The sequence below is a fragment of the Rhizobium mesoamericanum STM3625 genome (assembly GCF_000312665.1).
Lineage (GTDB): Bacteria > Pseudomonadota > Alphaproteobacteria > Rhizobiales > Rhizobiaceae > Rhizobium > Rhizobium mesoamericanum.
In genome coordinates, this window is sequence record NZ_HF536773.1 from 811,997 (window position 1) to 827,872 (window position 15,876).

13 protein-coding genes are annotated in these 15,876 nt (G+C 57.6%); 7 read left to right on the forward strand and 6 right to left on the reverse strand.

From position 1 onward, the window contains the following. On the reverse strand, nt 1–210 hold a 210-nt coding region (locus tag BN77_RS24050; protein ID WP_040678393.1), incomplete at its 3' end, for a LysR family transcriptional regulator. 108 nt (nt 211–318) lie between these two features. Here BN77_RS24050 and BN77_RS24055 point away from each other — a divergent pair. Next, nucleotides 319–582 (forward strand): helix-turn-helix domain-containing protein, encoded by a 264-nt coding sequence (locus tag BN77_RS24055; RefSeq protein WP_007536963.1) that lies wholly within the window; start codon nt 319–321, stop codon nt 580–582. A 251-nt stretch (nt 583–833) separates the two neighbouring features. Here the strand turns inward: BN77_RS24055 and BN77_RS24060 are convergent, their stop codons facing one another. Then, nucleotides 834–2,819 carry a CHASE2 domain-containing protein gene (locus tag BN77_RS24060; RefSeq protein WP_007536965.1) on the reverse strand — a complete coding sequence of 662 codons (1,986 nt, stop codon included), beginning with the start codon at nt 2,817–2,819 and terminating at the stop codon, nt 834–836. Continuing rightward, a complete protein-coding gene (locus tag BN77_RS24065; protein ID WP_040678397.1) occupies nt 2,819–6,598 on the reverse strand; it encodes a FecR domain-containing protein in 3,780 nt (1,259 codons plus the stop codon). Before BN77_RS24065 ends, BN77_RS24060 begins: the two co-directional genes overlap by 1 nt. A 114-nt stretch (nt 6,599–6,712) precedes the next feature. Between BN77_RS24065 and BN77_RS24070 the strand changes: the two genes are divergently transcribed. After that, complete coding sequence (locus BN77_RS24070) at nt 6,713–7,252, forward strand: Pycsar system effector family protein (protein ID WP_007536969.1); 540 nt, start codon at nt 6,713–6,715, stop codon at nt 7,250–7,252. A 320-nt stretch (nt 7,253–7,572) separates the two neighbouring features. Here the strand turns inward: BN77_RS24070 and BN77_RS24075 are convergent, their stop codons facing one another. Continuing rightward, nucleotides 7,573–7,920, reverse strand: coding sequence for an ArsR/SmtB family transcription factor (locus tag BN77_RS24075; protein ID WP_007536971.1), 348 nt, complete (start codon nt 7,918–7,920; stop codon nt 7,573–7,575). 107 nt (nt 7,921–8,027) lie between these two features. Here BN77_RS24075 and BN77_RS24080 point away from each other — a divergent pair, with 107 nt between their 5' ends. Both BN77_RS24080 and BN77_RS24090 read left to right on the forward strand, forming a co-directional pair. Then, the gene (locus BN77_RS24080; RefSeq protein WP_007536973.1) at nt 8,028–8,774 is read left to right on the forward strand and encodes a glucose 1-dehydrogenase; all 747 of its coding nucleotides are present in this window, start codon (nt 8,028–8,030) and stop codon (nt 8,772–8,774) included. Nucleotides 8,775–9,346: 572 nt separating this feature from the next. Beyond that, the gene (locus tag BN77_RS24090; protein WP_040678725.1) at nt 9,347–9,763 is read left to right on the forward strand and encodes an ACT domain-containing protein; all 417 of its coding nucleotides are present in this window, start codon (nt 9,347–9,349) and stop codon (nt 9,761–9,763) included. Between the two features lie 434 nt (nt 9,764–10,197). Here the strand turns inward: BN77_RS24090 and BN77_RS33700 are convergent, their stop codons facing one another. Continuing rightward, the gene (locus tag BN77_RS33700; protein ID WP_157224507.1) at nt 10,198–10,563 is read right to left on the reverse strand and encodes a hypothetical protein; all 366 of its coding nucleotides are present in this window, start codon (nt 10,561–10,563) and stop codon (nt 10,198–10,200) included. Nucleotides 10,564–11,604: 1,041 nt separating this feature from the next. On the opposite strand from BN77_RS33700, the gene BN77_RS35020 reads away from it, so the two are divergent. From BN77_RS35020 to BN77_RS24100, 3 genes are all read left to right on the forward strand, one after another. Next, on the forward strand, nt 11,605–11,745 hold the full coding sequence (locus BN77_RS35020) for a hypothetical protein (protein ID WP_244426233.1): 141 nt from the start codon (nt 11,605–11,607) through the stop codon (nt 11,743–11,745). Between the two features lie 878 nt (nt 11,746–12,623). Next, nucleotides 12,624–13,742 (forward strand): DUF4331 family protein, encoded by a 1,119-nt coding sequence (locus BN77_RS24095; protein ID WP_007536982.1) that lies wholly within the window; start codon nt 12,624–12,626, stop codon nt 13,740–13,742. 300 nt (nt 13,743–14,042) lie between these two features. Beyond that, nucleotides 14,043–14,237 carry a hypothetical protein gene (locus tag BN77_RS24100; protein ID WP_007536984.1) on the forward strand — a complete coding sequence of 65 codons (195 nt, stop codon included), beginning with the start codon at nt 14,043–14,045 and terminating at the stop codon, nt 14,235–14,237. Nucleotides 14,238–14,599: 362 nt separating this feature from the next. Here BN77_RS24100 and BN77_RS24105 read toward each other — a convergent pair whose 3' ends face one another. Then, nucleotides 14,600–14,818 carry a hypothetical protein gene (locus BN77_RS24105; protein ID WP_007536988.1) on the reverse strand — a complete coding sequence of 73 codons (219 nt, stop codon included), beginning with the start codon at nt 14,816–14,818 and terminating at the stop codon, nt 14,600–14,602. Nucleotides 14,819–15,876: the final 1,058 nt, after the last annotated feature.

The following is a 15,876-nucleotide window of genomic DNA, read 5'->3' on the forward strand; positions in this document are numbered from 1 at the left end:
GCGCACACAGCGATCATAGAACGTCTCCCCTGCCCTGGTCAGTTCCACCCGTCTGGTCGAGCGGATGAACAGCGCACAGCCAAGCTCCCGTTCCAGTGCCATCACGTGATTGCTGAGCGCCGGCTGGGCAATCCGCACCCTTGCTGCCGCCCGGCCGAAGTGCAGTTCCTCGGCCACCGCTTTGAAATAGGAGAGTTGGCGGAGTTCCATGTCGACCACCGATCTCGGGCGCCCATCGATGGTCGGTGGCCCGCCATATTGGTAATATGTAGGATATATCCGATGGATTAACGCAATGCAAGATGGTGGCCATGAAACATGGACACTCGTGCTCGCATCGCCTGGAATCTTCGACAGTTGCGCTCAACGCTGGGCGTAACGCAGGAGAATCTTGCTGTCGATGCGAACATCGATCGGACGGTCGTGAGTGACTTGGAGCGAGGTAGGCATAATGCCTCAATCGATCTCCTTGATCGCCTTGCCACCGCGCTCGCTGTAGATATCGCGGTCCTTTTTGCCGAGCCGGATCCCACCGACCCCAGGCCAACACCCCTTCGGCCCGGTCGGAAAGCCACTAAGTGATCGGGCATGGAGGCGGTTTATTCTGCCGTACGGACAATGACCTGCGCCTGGGTGGTCGGTGATATCATTCTGTTGTGAGACGGACGTCAAGCAAGCACCATCCTATGGAAGCATTGCGTTTGCTTCGCGAAGCAATCTCCGGAACGGAACAGATAGGAAAGTTGAATAATGTTTCAGGTGGAGGCGGTACCAAGGCGTGAGTAGCTTGGGTGCCTGTACGCACTTAGCGGATGGACCGCTTTGACGTGCTGCTACTCCTCCGTCGAGCGCGCAAGTTCGCTTCGAATGATCGAATAATAAAGCCGGAGAGATGGAATGGCCGTCTCTAGCTTTTCAAATATAGGATCAAGGGGCGTAAGCGTTTTATTGTACTTTCCCGATAGGAAAGCGGCGTGCATATCCAGATCCTCCGGTCGGGCGCCTTCGATGATGGTAAAGACGGGCGACGGTACCGTTCTGCCCTTTACGACGATACGGTCAAGCTCGACCACGGTGTAAGCGCCCCTGACAAGCCGCGCGGTCTCCTCCCCGAGCAGAATAGCCACCCCGTAGTTCTTCGATGCGCCTTCAAGCCGAGAGGCAAGATTGACCGAATCGCCGAGGCAGGAATAGTCGAAGCGCCGGTTCGACCCCATGTTGCCGACGACACATTCGCCTGTGTTGATGCCGACACCCATCTTCAGCACGTGCAGGGGTGCGCCACTTGCCTTGGCTTCTGCTTCAAGTTCCTTGTTTAGTTTTCCGATGGCGGCCTGCATGGCAAGCGATGCTTGGACAGCGTGAAGCGCGTGTTTGGGGTCATCAAGCGGAGCGTTCCAGAATGCCATGATGCAGTCGCCCATATATTTGTCGATCGTGCCTCCGTGATCCATGACGATATCGGAAAGGGGCGTCAGCAACCGATTGATCAAGCCGGTCAGCTTTTCCGGATCGTCCTTCATCGTTTCGGCAATCGTCGTAAAGCCCCGGACGTCGGAAAAGAGAACTGACAACGTGCGTCTTTCGCCGCCGAGCTTCAGTTGCGACGGATCGTCAGAGAGCTTCTTGACGAGATCAGGCGAAAGATACTGCGAGAACGCCCGCGTAATGCGTTGCTTGTTTCTTCGTTCTTCCGCGAAGTCGAATGCGGCCTGGCCGAAGGCGACAGACACGTAGGCGACCGTTGGACCGAGTGGAGATACAAAGACCTGACCAAAGCGAATGCCTGCATACGACAGTGCGGCAAATGCGAGGATGACACCAACAGTCGCAACGAGCGTTGTCCAACCGGTCGACTTCCACACAGTCGCTGCCGCAAGGAGTGCCGCAAACAGGCTAACCCCGAAAAACGGCAATGCGCCGGTCTGAGCGATGGCCAGCTGTCGGCGTAGATTGTCGTAGATGGTCGCCTGAATCTCTACGCCGGCAGTAAGCTTGCCAGTGTGCATAGTGTAGGGTGTGGCGAAAGCATCAGCGCCCCCCTTATCGAGCTCCGGTGCATTCTGCAGACTAAGGCCGACGAGAACAACGCGATCCTTGAAAGTGCCCTCGGGAAGAAAGTTCTTCGGGTCGAGGGCCTGATAATAGGAGACGGTTGGATAGCTACGCGCCGGGCCGAACGACTGGATCATCGCGCGTTGCGGGATCGCCACGCCGTCATCGCCCGTTGCTCGTAAAAGCGTGACGGCAAAACCATCTTCGTAGAGCGGAATGTTGCGGTAGACGCCATCACCTCCGAGCTCGATGGAAGCAATGCCCGTGTGTGCACCGGCCGCCGTCAGCTGGGGCAACGGCGTCGCCCGGACCAGCTGATCTGCCTGCTGCGTCTGAATGAGCGTCTCGTCGCCCGCGAGCACGACATCCGGGCCAACCGCAGCGGTGATCGCTGCATCGTTTTCGGGCGTCGAAGGCTCGGCCATAATGATGTCGAGGCCGATCGCCTTTGCGCCGGCTGCCCGCAATTGCCGGATCAACTCGGCATGCAGGCTGCGCGGCCACGGCCATTGCGCATTGATGGCTGAAAGTGAAGGCTCGTCAATTGCCACGATCACCGGCCCTCCCTCCGGCGGCGGCAGGTCATCGACCGTCGACAAATAGTCGAAGGACTTCAGCTCCAGCAACGGCCAGGCCGGAAGGCGCGAAATCAGGGAGATTCCGATGATGGTCACCAGAATGAGGACAAGCAGTCGTAGGCTGCGGCTCGTGAACGGTGAACCGAGAAAACCTGTATATTGGCCAGGCGTCGCGGCCCTTTGCATCAGAAACGAACTTTGAGAGTGCCCTTAACGGCACGCCCCCAGCCGGGAACGCCCGGGGTTATCTCAAAATCCTCGTCGAGCAGGTTGAACGCTGCCACCTCAAGAGCAAACCGCTTGTCGAATGGCTCCCAAATCATGTTGGCATCAAGCGTCCAAAAGTCATCAAGCTCTGTCCCGATGTCGTCGCCGTCTCGCTTGCCGATATAATTGGCGGCGATTGTCGCTTTCACCTTCGCTTCGTTAACCCAGGTTAGGGCCACTTGACCCGAGTTTCGCGGGATGAACGGAAGGGCCCCACCGAAGTTGGCGCTTGTTTCATCCTTGTTTTCCGACTCCATGCGGGCGTAAGTCGCTGAAAGACCGAACCCATTGCCCAACGCAACATTGGCTGTGATGCTTGCCCGCTCAATGCTGCCTCGCTCCAGAGGCAGGCTGTCAATCGCCGGCAGCGCCGTCAGCGGCAACCCGATCGTCATGTCATGCAATTCCTGGTGCTGGTAGCCCATGGACGTGAAGAACCGATCAGTCCATTGGGAATCCCATTGCAACGCGACGGTATCGACGTAGCCGTCCAGCCCGACCGCAATCTGATTGGGCTGCAGCCCGACAATGCCGATCGGGGCAAGTGTCGGCACGCCTGTTTCTACGCTCTGGCGCATGAATGCAGCGCGCAACCATTGGTCCTGGATAGGCGCCCAAGCGACACCCAGCCGCGGTTCCAGACGACTGACGTCGGCGCCATCCCCATCCAGTCTCGTTGCATGCAGCGCATATTCTGCTGTCAGGTCTGGCGTAATCTCGTGCAACAAATCAACGTAAGCACGCGCCAGATTTGTTCGGCTGGACGCGTCGTCTGGGCCGCTCGTGATATCCGGGACAATCCCGAGTGGAAACAGCTCAAAAAGCTCGGCGAAGCTACTTCTATGGGTATCAATCCATCCGCCCTCGACACCGTATCGCCAAGTCAGGCCGTTGTCAGTGCCCAGACTGTGGCTGATGGCTGCGACATAGCTCTTGGACGATAAACTTTCCCGGGTTTGCCCGAAGGGGACTAAGTCCGGCGGTGGTCCTCCTAGAAATGGCACGGATGATTGGTCGAACACGAAGTCGTTCGTACTCTCCGACTTGATCTTTGAATAAAGAAGCGCGGCGTTCACGATATTTCGGTAGCCGAAGGTGTGACTCCAGCCTACGCCACTATTGAGATTATCCAGGCTGTTCTGCTGAGTGCGATAGAAGGGCAGTTCCGGTGGTGCGACTGGAACCCCGAAAAGAGGAATGAAAAGCTCATCGTTGAGCCGTGTCGAAGGCGATGGGTCAAGCGTCAACGAATTCAGATCGAAATCGCTGCGGGTCTGGTTGACGAACGCGACCACGCGATCATCTGGGGTGGGCGTGGCCGTTATATAGCCGTTGGCGTTCAGCAGTTTGGTCTCGGTGGAAAAATTGCCGAAGTCCGCATAGTCTCCTTCAGCCGGTATTTCCTCCCACTCGAAATTGCCGAAGAAGCTGATGGGGATTGTCTCGTTGCTAAAGCCCTGGATTTCGGCTTCGGCAACGCGTCCCGTGTGACCGCCAACGCTATTTATGCCGCCGCCAAGTGAGCCTTCAATGAACGGTGTGCGCAGCAACGTGGCCGATCTTGACCGGCCTGACAACATGTGCGGGTCGAGCAACAGTCCTTGAAACAGGGAAGAAAAGCTCGTTGCGTTGCTCGTGTTTTCGATCACGCTATCACCGAAGGTGATCGCATTCTTGAACGGATTGATACTGCCCTTGAGCGCCTGATCCGCAAAGCCGCTGCCTTCGAACGGATCAAAAACCGCGTCGCCATAATATCGCCCCCAGGCATCGAGCCCCTGCAGACGAAAGGCGTTGTTGAGCGTCGAGCCGGCATCCTGGTTGGCTCCAAGTGCGCTGAAATCTCCCCCACGGGCACGGGCGCGCCTCAAAAACTCTTGGGCGTTTGCGATCGCACCATCAGCGTCGTAGTCATCAATAGCGACTGCGGTTCGAAACGCCGAGATGACGGGATCATTCTTATCCAGTCGATCCGCATTTTCGACAGCCTGATTTGAAGGATCCCGCTCCCCTCTTTCGTAATGGCCTGCCGCGAGCATTAGCTGCGCTTGCGAGTAACTCGGATTGGCCGTCGACGCCGCAAGAAGGTCGTCGATCGCCTTTTCTTGTTCACCTGACTGGAGATAGTAGCGTCCACGCGCGAGAAGTGCCACGTCGAAGGCTGGGTCAGCAGCCAATGCCAGGTCGATCTCGCGCTTCGCTTCCTTCATACGCGACTGATCGAGATAAAGGACAGCGAGATTGGCGTGGCTGATCGGGTCGTCCGGATCGAGTTCAATCGCCTTCTTCAAGGCAGCTTCCGCTTCACGGCTAGCACCCCGGGCAGCCTGCAGAAGACCGAGATCGTTCCATGCCATCGAGGAACCCGGTGCCACTTTGATTGCGTTGTTCAGGTCCTTCAGCGCTGCCTCGAGATTACCTTCGAAGTCGGCACGATAGCGCGCGCGGGCCTGGAGGCCATCGGGATCGTTCGGGTCGATGGAGAGAGAACGCTCGATCGCTTCCTTCATTTGGACGCGGTCGTTGATAAGGAGTGCGAGTTGAGCACGCAATGCCGGCAGGCTGGAATCCGTCGGGAAGCGAGATTCCGCTTCCTTCATCGTCCTGATGGCGGCTGGAATATCTTCGAGGAAGCCGGCCGTATAAGCCTTCATGACGGCAGCGTAGGGACCGGTGACGTTGGAAGGTGGCCGCTCTACGTGGTCCGGGTCACGTAAGGATCGCGAATAGTAGCCACCGTAGGCAGCGATACTGCGGCGCTGAGGATCGAGCCCCGGCTCAGCACGCGAAAACAGCTTTGCAGCATCATCGTAACGTTTCTCTGAACCAGCGATCAGGGCTTCGATAAGATCGGCGCGGGCAAGTTGGCTTGCTGAAAGTTTGAGGGCCCGTGCCTTGGCCAACGACTTAAGGGCCTGCTGACGCCCATCGAACGACATCTGCACTTCGGCAAGTGTCAACCAATCTTCTGCAGTTCTTGCTTCCGGCGCCTTGGCCTCGATGCGGCTGCGTTCGGATCGCATTTTTTGCATCGGCAACGGCGAAGCGGGCATGAATGTAAAGCCGCTGCGCAGTGTCAGATAAAACAGCATCTGCTCGCGATCGTCAGGGGTAACGATGACCAGCTTGCGCGGCGCCTGCCCAATCGTTGCGACCGCCGCTTCACCCTGCGCGACCTCGACGCTGCCGTGCTCGTTCTTGAACTCGACCCGCCCCTCAAGCACGATCAGCGAGGTCTGGTCGCCCTTGACCGTCAGCGTCCAGTCAGTCCCGCGAATGGCGGCAGCAGCCGCCGGCGTCTCCACCGTCAGTCCCTGGCCACCGCGCTGAGCACGCGCCCACATGGTGCCAGATTGCAGATTGAGAACCGTATCGCCATCGGCGGCCATCTGCTTGACCTGCAGCGCGGAATTGCGGCCCAGGCGAACCTGCGTGTGATCTGCAAACAAGATCGCCAGCTGACCATTGGCATTGGTGCGCAGTACGTCACCGCCGAGCAGGTCCTGATGAAGGGCGACGTTCTGCCAGTTGGAGAGATCGACAAAGCGAACTTCCTCGCCCGTCTTGCGGTCAATGACCGAGCCGGCAGCCCGGCCCGTTCGCTGAAAAGGCTCCGCGAGGGCCGGCTGCGTCAGGCACAACGCAGCCACCATGATCACCGTGCCCCCGCACGAGAATCTCGTAGACCTACCCCTCATGCCTCAAGGTTTTGTCTACCTGTGCTTGAAAAGTCAAGTAGACATCATAGGACAGACTTGCTTTGCTTGGCGGGTGTAATATCAAGGAAACACTTTGGCACGGGGGGCTGCAGTGTGAGCGATTTTGAGAATGCCTCAGATTATTTGGTCAGCGTACCTTCGACTGATGACGTGGGCTCGGAATACATTGACCACATCAAGAAGATAAACGACATATTTTACGACCAGATCAAGATTTCTGATCAGAAGGCCGCCTATATCTTTACTTTCATGCTGGCCTTTTTAGTCACTTCCAGTGAAGGACGCGAGGTCTTTACCTGGGGCCGCTATGCACAAGGCACCCCACAGGGCATCGTTCTTTCTGGCGTCTTGGCACTGGCCTCGATCGTTTCTATCCTCTCAGCGATTCTGGTAGTTCTGCCGCGTCACGTTAACTCCTCGACTTCTCTCTTCTGGGGCACCTGGCCCAAGCATCGTGGTCATTTTCGCGAGGCGGCAATGAAGCGAGATAGGAGCTATCTTTTCGAGCAGTACGTTGAGAACGCGGATATCCTTGCAACCATTGCACGTGGAAAATACCGCTGTGTCAGCTATGCATTCCGAGCGTTGATGATCACTGTGGTCGCCTACATTCTTCTTCTGGTTAGCACCTAGTTGGAGAAAACAGTCCTCACTCGATCTTGAGGCAGCAGACAGGCTGGCATGCCGCTGGACGCCGGTTGCGACAGGAGCGCGCTTCGGCCCGTCCCTCCGGCTACGTCAACCGCCCGACGTTGCCTTGGCCGCCGTTCGGCGACCGGAAACAGGCCATGTAAGCGAAGTCACCAGGCGCCGTTCTGGGCAGGGCGGCGACTGCAGACTTCGTCGTGCTCTGAGCGATGTGGTTGGGGGTCAGACAGAGCCGATTGCGAGGCTGTATGGAAATGCATCGCTGCCGGCCGCAATCATGCGGGAAGCGTTTCCGTCTTAGACAGTTAATCCGCCTTTGCCTCCTCACCGGGAGTCCATCCGTAAGCACTCAGAATGGCCTTGGCGAGACCTGGAAATCGTTTGTCCAACTCCGAGCAGCGCGAATGGTTATGCATTTCCACGCCTTGACGTTCGCAGCGTATAAGACCGGCCTCGCGCAACACCTTGATGTGGTTCGATAGCGACGACTTGGGAATAACGCGCGCGCATATGTTGGCAAGAGCAGTACACGTCCCACCGGAGCTTCCTCCCGCAATTTGCGCAAATATCGCCGCGCGCTCCGGATCGGAGAGAGCATGCAGGATCGCTTCAGGCCGAACGTCCTCAATTGCTGGATGAAAGAGTGGTCTCATGTTTTTTGTATATGGGGACTTGAAACCCGGATCAACAGTTCCGAATTTCCGAACTACGGAACAATGCCGCCAATTCCGACGGCACTCCGAGTCGAAAGGAATGGGTCATGGGTAAGCTCGCTGGAAAAGTCGCCGTCGTGACGGGAGGCTCCAAAGGGATCGGTGCCGCGATTGCCAAGGCACTCGCAGCCGAAGGTGCTAAGGTGGTGGTGAACTACGCTTCGAGCAAGGCGGGAGCGGACGCAGTGGTCGAAACGATTACGGCAGCCGGTGGCAAGGCCATCGCGGTGCAGGGCGATGTTTCGAAGGCCGAACAGGCTCAGGGATTGGTGAAGGCTGCAGTCGAGGAATTCGGTAAGCTCGACGTGCTCGTCAACAATTCAGGGGTCTACGAGTTCGCGCCGATCGAAGAGGTGACCGAGGAACAGTATCGCCGCATGTTCGACGTGAACGTTCTGGGCGTTCTGCTGAGCACCCAGGCAGCGCTCAAGCATCTCGGTGAGGGTGGCAGCGTCATCAACATCTCGTCGGCTGCGACCAGCCTGGCTCCGCCGGCCTCCAGCGTCTACACCGGGACCAAGGGCGCATTGGACAGCATAACCAGCGTGCTTGCCAATGAGCTCGGCCCGCGCAAGATCCGGGTCAACGCGATCCTCCCTGGCATTGTCGAGACCGAGGGCACTCACACCGCAGGGTTCATCGGCTCGGATTTCGAGCGTAGCGCAGTGACCCAGACTCCGCTCGGCCGCATCGGCCAGCCGGACGACATCGCTGGCGTCGCTGTCTTCCTCGCTTCCGACGATGCTCGCTGGCTGACCGGCGAGCGATTGGTCGCCAGCGGCGGTTTTCGCTGATGATCGGCTACTAGTGCGCGCTCCTAAGAGGGCGCGCGCTCCGTTTCGCAGTTTTTAACATGATAGCATCGACGCGGATCGTTGGTCACCCCGCAGGCAAATGGTTTTGGGAAAGGCTCCAAATCAGTTTTTGGCGCTTCGGAACATTCCGGTCGACCCCTCGCCTGGTTCCCAGGGCGACACGGTGCGCCAGCTTCTCGGCCAGATTGGCTTTCCGGGCTATCTCGTCCCTCCTGATCGCGGTCAAGCTCCTTGGGGGGCCGCGATGCTCTCGCGGGTCAGCGTCGCGCTTTCCGACCTTGCCGGCGTTTTCCTTCCAGCAAGTCAACGGAGAGTTGACCCTAAAATTGTTGGAGCCGCCTAGACGAAGTGCTTCGTTCGGCCACATCTCTTGAAGACCAGCGCTCTGCACGGGGCGGATCCGCGCTTCGCTCCACGAAGAGGACTTTCTCGAAACCGGGGACGCAATCGAAGCACCAATGTCACCCGCGATGGGGCGAAGGGACATGAGAGGCACTTCGCCACGGAATGACAAACACTTTCGCGATCAAACGAACCTTGGCCGGATTGAGATGACAAAGCAGGCTGTACGAGAAACTACCGCGATGCTGTCTGCAATGACACCCGTCCTTAGCGAGGACGAGTTCGTCTTTTGTACAACCACTGACGAGGACATCATTCGGCGCGCGGCAATCGACGCGCTGGCGTCGTTTCGCGAGCATGAGGGAGTTTCCTTCATTCTTTCGAAAAGCAGGGCCTCAGAATTGGGCTTCAAGTGCGATACGCCGATGCGGCGGATCGTTCTCGAGGTTTTTTCGTCGCTGGAAGGTGTCGGACTGACGGCTGCTGTTGCCACTGCCCTCGCCGCGCACTCAATCCCCTGCAACATGGTTGCGGCCTACCATCACGACCATGTCTTCGTTCCGACCGCCGTGGCGGAGGTGGCACTGGAGATTTTGCAGAAGCTGCAGGAAGAGTCCTCCCGCTGAGATAGTGGATCACGCCACATGAGGGAGAAACAATTCCTCACACTCGCAATCCACTCTCTCAGCCCACGCCTTGACGCGGTTATTCCATGCTCTCGGCCTGCTACATCGGGAAGGCGGAGAAGTCCTACAGTTCCAGGAAATTTCTACCGAGGAGGCCGACCCTGAATGGAGGCGCGCGTCCGCTCGAAGCTTGGTGGAGATATTGCCGAAATCACCCCGCCAAAATGCCTTTCGAGTTCTCTGGATAGGTCGTCGGGGGAGGTCATCCCACGTTGGAAACGTTCGAACAGTAGCTTGGCTGCGATGTTGTATCGCTCAGGATGAGCAACACTATTGGCAGCACTGTATCCAGCCGCATCCAAGATGCCTTGCAGCATCGTGAGGTCCCTGGAATGTAAGACATAGCCGAATTCGGAAGACACTTCGGTCCTCCTTCAATTTGGGGCGAGGGCTCTGAGCCCTGATGCAGCAGCGCCCGTAACATTGGCTGCTGGACACATAACCATGCCTGAGCGTAGCTCCGGATGCAACGCAATTCGTGCAATTTTTATTTTTATCAGACTTCGATAACAAAACTGAAAATTGAGCTTGCGTTTCATGCCCCGAATGCCTATATGGCTCACATCGGCATTGCTGATGAGCGCTGGAACGCGTCTGCCGCTCGCAATTTGCCGCAAATTGCTTTCTGCTTTTGACCACGGATGTACTGGCACTGGTATGAGTAGCGATGTGAGGAAGGTCGGTGCGGTTTCGCCCCGGCCTTTTTTGTTGCCTGCTCCGCTGATCGCGATGCTAAGCATAGGCTATCTCACCAACGCACGCTAATAGCGAATCTTGGGATACGAGACAGACCGCTCAGCCGGCCTGTTCACTTTGCGACCCACGCTGCCTTATAGGGTTGCGCGCTGCGCGAATATACTGCGTAGCCGCTGGGAAACTTCGGCCAATGTCTAGGTGCCCATGGAAGCGCGCGAAAGTCCACCGGGGGCTCGCGGCGGCGATTTATCAAGCGGCATTATGAATGCCGAATATACGCGAGCAGTTTTGACTGTCGATCCTGATTTTGGTCAACCTTTGATTTCCATGTCACTTACACCGCCTTAGTCCTTGTTCATTTCTCACTTTTCTTCTTTCTTCCGCCTCGGTCTCACGCTTGATGAATGGACGCACAATTTTAACGCGTCCTTCCCACCACGTCCGGATCAAACTATCGGATATCCACACTGTACGAGTGTATAATTGCTGTAGAGGGAGCTTCCGCCTAGGGTACGGCTAAGTAGAGCCCAAGGCGTGGTTCCCGGAGTTGATACATGGTTCGGTAATGAGGCAATGCAAGCGGCAACCTCTGTGGTCGTTGATCCCTTCTCTTGCACATCGTCGTGCGGAGGCACTGGAAGACCTTTCCGCACCGACTCACCCTTGTCGGCGAAGTGCTTATGGGCGTGGTGACTAACACGCTCGCTCGACAGGCTAGGCGAGCTCCGAAGCGAAAACGCCGTGCTTTGGGTTTCGTCCAGAATTTCGATTGCTGCGTTTACCGATCGCCCGGTGCAGATCACCCCGTCAGCGGCGTTGCCTGGCTCTGTCATTCGGTTTGGTTATCGCTGTCGACCTGGGTTGGAGAGTTGCCTGGTGTCAACATTCGGCGCAGATGCCCGGGTACCAATGTTGACGCCGGCAACTTTTGCCACTATTTGACGACGGAGTGGGCGTTGTCAACATTCGAAGACTACTACGCAGATCAGAATGGAGTTTCAAATGGATCGTGAAGTACGCAGCGTAGCAGTACCGGAAGCCAGCACACACGCCAGTTCGTGGGGCCTGCGTTACCCGGCCTTGTCATGAGCACGGGCAGTAAGAACGAGGTCATGGAGTTCACCGGCATGTGGCCTCTCAAACCTGACTTCGATCTGAAGCAGATCACCGACACGCTAGGCCCCGGCGGTTGCTCGTCCCGCCCGGAGCATCGTTTGCTGCGATGACGACCAAGCTTGGACTGATCCGCACGATGCGCTGGTTCGTTGGTACGAGCGGGGAATTCGGCCCGACGCTCTATTTCATGTCGCAGTTCGACGGCTCGCTTGCCAGGTACTTCGATGACTTCGTGCTCAATGGTGCCGAGAACCTGGCGAAGGTGTGGGGTCAGTGCATCCCCCACCTCTCCGAATGCGACGGCGCGCGACGTCGTCGAGTACATCGCACGAGGCCAGATCAAGACCCCTCGCCTGCTACGATGTATTCCCGAGCCTCAGCATCAGCCAGATCTACAAGGCGGCCGATTGGTACGAGAAGACCCAGAGATTCCAGCGCGCGGTCGCAAAAGGTGATGGAGCGCTCGGGAAGCAGGTTAGCGCCTTCATCAAGGAGCTGGCGGAACCCTACCGGAGGTCGCGAGTGACGCGATCATCGAGACCGAGGCCGTCAGCGAATGGCAGTACGAGGACGTCGCTGAGCGGCTCCAGAAGTACGCGGCGGCAGAGTAGCAGGCCAACCCCACCCCGGCTCTCCGACCGTCGGATCGACCTTGGGCGTGTTCCCAAGGTCGATCGCAACCCCGAATACTGGGCTTCGAGTATCGCGACAATGACCACCCTCGCTCCTGTGAGGAGCCTGACGTCTGTCGATCTGAAAGACAATCTGCACGACATTCAGGACAACGAACGAGCAGGATCCGATCAATGGTGTCGGCGGAGTAGGATCGCAACCGTCGGTGCCCGGCGCCAAACAACCGTTCCTATTCGACCTGCCGACCTTCGCCACGGTGAAAAGTGGCGAATACCTGTTCGCCCCTGGGCTGAACGCGCTCAGGGGAATCATCGAACAGAAGTTTTGAACAGCGGGAAAAACTAAGGCGAACACAATGTCAGATCATTTCAGCGGCCCCATCGTTATTGACGATCCAGCGGCGGACATCACGGATTTCTACGCTTTCCCCAGCCCGGAACGCCCCGGAAATCTCGTCCTGATCATGAACGCGTTTCCGATGGCAACGGCGCAGGCCTTCTTCAGCGATGTCGTCACCTACCGTTTTAGACTGCGGCCGCTGTTCCGATCGGCTGGCAAGTTCCTGCATGGCCCAGCGGAACATACGATCGAAGTCCGCTTCCGAGATGGGCCGAGCGTGACCGCGGTTCAGAAAGGAACCGTCATCACGTCGGACGGGTGCGAGGCGGGGTTCGTTACTGGCGAACCCTTGGAACTGGATGGCATGCGTGTCTTCGCGGGACTGATCAGCGACCCCTTCTTCATGGATGTCCAGGCTACCATCCGCACGGATCTTTCGGGGAAGCTCTCCTTCAACGAGAAAGGTACGAACACCCTACAGTTCCGCGACGTACTCACGATCGTCGTTGAGGTAGAGGCGGCTTCGATTGTCGAACGTTTCGAAGGCGTCACCCTCGTTGCCGCTGTTGCGGAAACGATCGTTGCGCGGCGCGGCAAGCCTATCCGTCTCGAACGCGTCGGCCGGCCGCAAATCAAGAACGTCATGCTGTCAAACACGACACGCGACCCGAAGGGCGTCGAACTTCGCGACCTCTACAACAAGGAGGACGCGTTTTCCCTCTCCCGGGACTATCGGCCGCTCTACGAGGCGCGTCTCGCTGCGACCCTCGCGTTCTTCGATGCACTCGACGGCGCAACTGCATGGCCGCCAGCTGCCGACGGGCGCCACCCCGCGCTCGATTTGCTGATGGGAGATTACCTAGTCTTGGATCTTTCACGTCCCTTCGCGCCGGGAGGATTCCTGGAGATCGAGCGCGCGGCGCTCGAGTACAGATCGCACGCGACCGCTGGCGGTCGCTGGCTAGACGACGACATCCTGGACGAGATGCTTACGCTCTTCGTGAACAACGGCAGCGGCAAGCGCCTGGGCGACGGCGTCGATGGCCCAACCAAGCCGGCAGCTCTGGTCTTTCCCTACGTGCGCGAGCCCAACCGGCGCACGGATCTTCCCATGCCCGCGTTTGTGGAGAATTGAAAATGGACAACATCAATGATGGACGATGTGAGCTTTTGGAAGGCTATACAAGTAGATAGCGTTCCTAACGCTAACGCATCTCTTCACTGGCGGCGTATAAAAATGCTCTATTGTGAGCGCGCCGTCTTAAAGGCAACAAGCACCCGACCCTGCAGGGGCTCTGCCACCCGCGGCGATGCGGGCCCTCTTCCTCTGCCTGGCTACGAGCCTCGCAGATGTCCAAGAGCCGCCGAGCAGTCCTCTCAGATAGACCGCTCACAATCGACGAAAGTCGTTACCGAGCCCAGAGGCAGTACACGGATGGCAGAGCAAAGATACAGCCGTCGCAAGAACCTCAACATTTACTGGACGGTGTTCGATAAAGTCGTCGGACAGCCGGCGGTCATGGATGGGTTTGTCATGGACATGCTCACCGCCGAGGAGGTCGATAACCTGGTCGATTTGCTAAATCGCGGCAACCAACCGAGCCTCTGGGGCTTTGCCGAATCGTTTTAGAAGCAACACGACTGTCCATTAGATGCGGCGAAGCTCGCGCTGGAACGTGGCATCTCCGTTGGAGCATCGATAAGCGGGAACATCGTTGTGACGTTCCCATTGAACCCGCGAATCCTTGGCGACGTCGAACGCCGGGTGATGTTGTTCGTCGCAACCACAAGGAGAATCTATGTAGCCCTGAGTCTGCTGTGCAGACCATTCCACACCAAAATTCGGATAGACCAAAATTCCAGGCTGGAGACGGTTCCGTTGACACAGCGCTGGATCGTGCCGCTGGATAATCCCTCGTCGGATCGATTTGCTTTATCGCGAAGCCTTCCATCTCGTTCGGGTTTTTTTGGCTGAGGTCGATATGCTGGACCTCAATTCTCTCGGCCGAGAATATTGAGGGCGTCTTGCAATCGAAGGGCAGCCAGCGCCTTGGTTGCCTCGTCGGCGGGCCATCCGGCCTCCATAGCCGCCGACAGCACGGTGGTCTCGGTGTGAAGCTCCAGTCTCTCATAGAGGGACTCAAGCGCCTCTTGGGCGGTGACAACATGCTCGTCTGGAGGCGTGATAGGAGTCGGAGATACCGTCGGCATTCTGCGTCCCGTCCTAAGGTTCTGGAACCTGATTGGCCGTGGTTCCAACGTCTAGTGAATGGCTGCCGACGCCGGTGCGAACACCATCAATTTGGGGAGCCAGCATTCATGAGCAAAGATAAAACAAAGTGTGTAGGTCCGCAATCATACTTGTGTTTCCGCAAATTATACCGAGGCAGCACATAAGGCGGGTTGCTAGGGAATTATGACCGCTCAGCCACTCGTTTCGACCTGAAGCGTTCATGCGTTGCTCCCTCTCATAGCTAGGCGGCGCGCACGCGGCTAAAAGGAAATGCGGTAACGCAGTTCGGGACGAAGTTCTATCTGGTCGATGTCATCGGCCGTGGGAGGAGGAGCGCGCCGAAGGCAACTCGTCGCGAAGGAGCCGTGGTGGTCTGATTATTCATAGCGGGCCTCGATGGAAGACTCCTAAACCCTGGTATAAGCCGTCTCCTCCTCTTCGCTACCCGATCCTTCCTCAAGATCAATAGCAGGTCCAGCCGCGTCCTGTTACGGTCAGTGTACTTTCTCCCCTGCGGCAATGTCATCAAGCTCACAAAAGCGCTGATCACGCCTCGTGATGCCTGCACCAAGAAGAGAGTTGAGGCGGTTCACCGACGATCGGTGGCCGCCAAGCCGATGGGTCGGACTGTTTGCCTCTTCGTTCCTCCACGTTCCTTCCAAGGATTGATACAATGACAGACGAACTCCACCGCATCCAAATCGAGCTGGTCCCGCTGGCGATGTTTCCCAGCACATATGGGGAAGTTGGGCCTTGCGCTCCCGCCTCCCCGCTTCACACGCCGCCAGATATTTCATCATCGCCGACAACGGACTTGGAGGCTCATTTGATAATGTGCTCCGTCGTGCCACGCGAAACGATCAAGTCTCCCTGGGGACAAGCTTTGCACGCCTGGAGGTCCGCCTTTACCCTATACGTTACTGGAAGCCAGTTCGGTCTTTTGTGCTACTCCGTCGGGCTTGTCCGTCTTTTAGACAACTTCGGGATCTCTGCCCTTCAATGATTTCCGTGACCATGTATTAAGCCGGATCCGCAT

What these genes read in the sequence shown, in the direction of transcription:
- BN77_RS35020 (WP_244426233.1), top strand. Translation starts at nt 11,605, where the DNA reads ATGAGCACGGGCAGTAAGAACGAGGTCATGGAGTTCACCGGCATGTGG.
- BN77_RS24105 (WP_007536988.1), bottom strand. Translation starts at nt 14,818, where the DNA reads ATGCCGACGGTATCTCCGACTCCTATCACGCCTCCAGACGAGCATGTT.
- BN77_RS24090 (WP_040678725.1), top strand. Translation starts at nt 9,347, where the DNA reads ATGACAAAGCAGGCTGTACGAGAAACTACCGCGATGCTGTCTGCAATG.
- BN77_RS24060 (WP_007536965.1), bottom strand. Translation starts at nt 2,819, where the DNA reads ATGCAAAGGGCCGCGACGCCTGGCCAATATACAGGTTTTCTCGGTTCA.
- BN77_RS24080 (WP_007536973.1), top strand. Translation starts at nt 8,028, where the DNA reads ATGGGTAAGCTCGCTGGAAAAGTCGCCGTCGTGACGGGAGGCTCCAAA.
- BN77_RS24065 (WP_040678397.1), bottom strand. Translation starts at nt 6,598, where the DNA reads ATGAGGGGTAGGTCTACGAGATTCTCGTGCGGGGGCACGGTGATCATG.
- BN77_RS24055 (WP_007536963.1), top strand. Translation starts at nt 319, where the DNA reads ATGGACACTCGTGCTCGCATCGCCTGGAATCTTCGACAGTTGCGCTCA.
- BN77_RS24075 (WP_007536971.1), bottom strand. Translation starts at nt 7,920, where the DNA reads ATGAGACCACTCTTTCATCCAGCAATTGAGGACGTTCGGCCTGAAGCG.
- BN77_RS24100 (WP_007536984.1), top strand. Translation starts at nt 14,043, where the DNA reads ATGGCAGAGCAAAGATACAGCCGTCGCAAGAACCTCAACATTTACTGG.
- BN77_RS24095 (WP_007536982.1), top strand. Translation starts at nt 12,624, where the DNA reads ATGTCAGATCATTTCAGCGGCCCCATCGTTATTGACGATCCAGCGGCG.
- BN77_RS33700 (WP_157224507.1), bottom strand. Translation starts at nt 10,563, where the DNA reads ATGCTTAGCATCGCGATCAGCGGAGCAGGCAACAAAAAAGGCCGGGGC.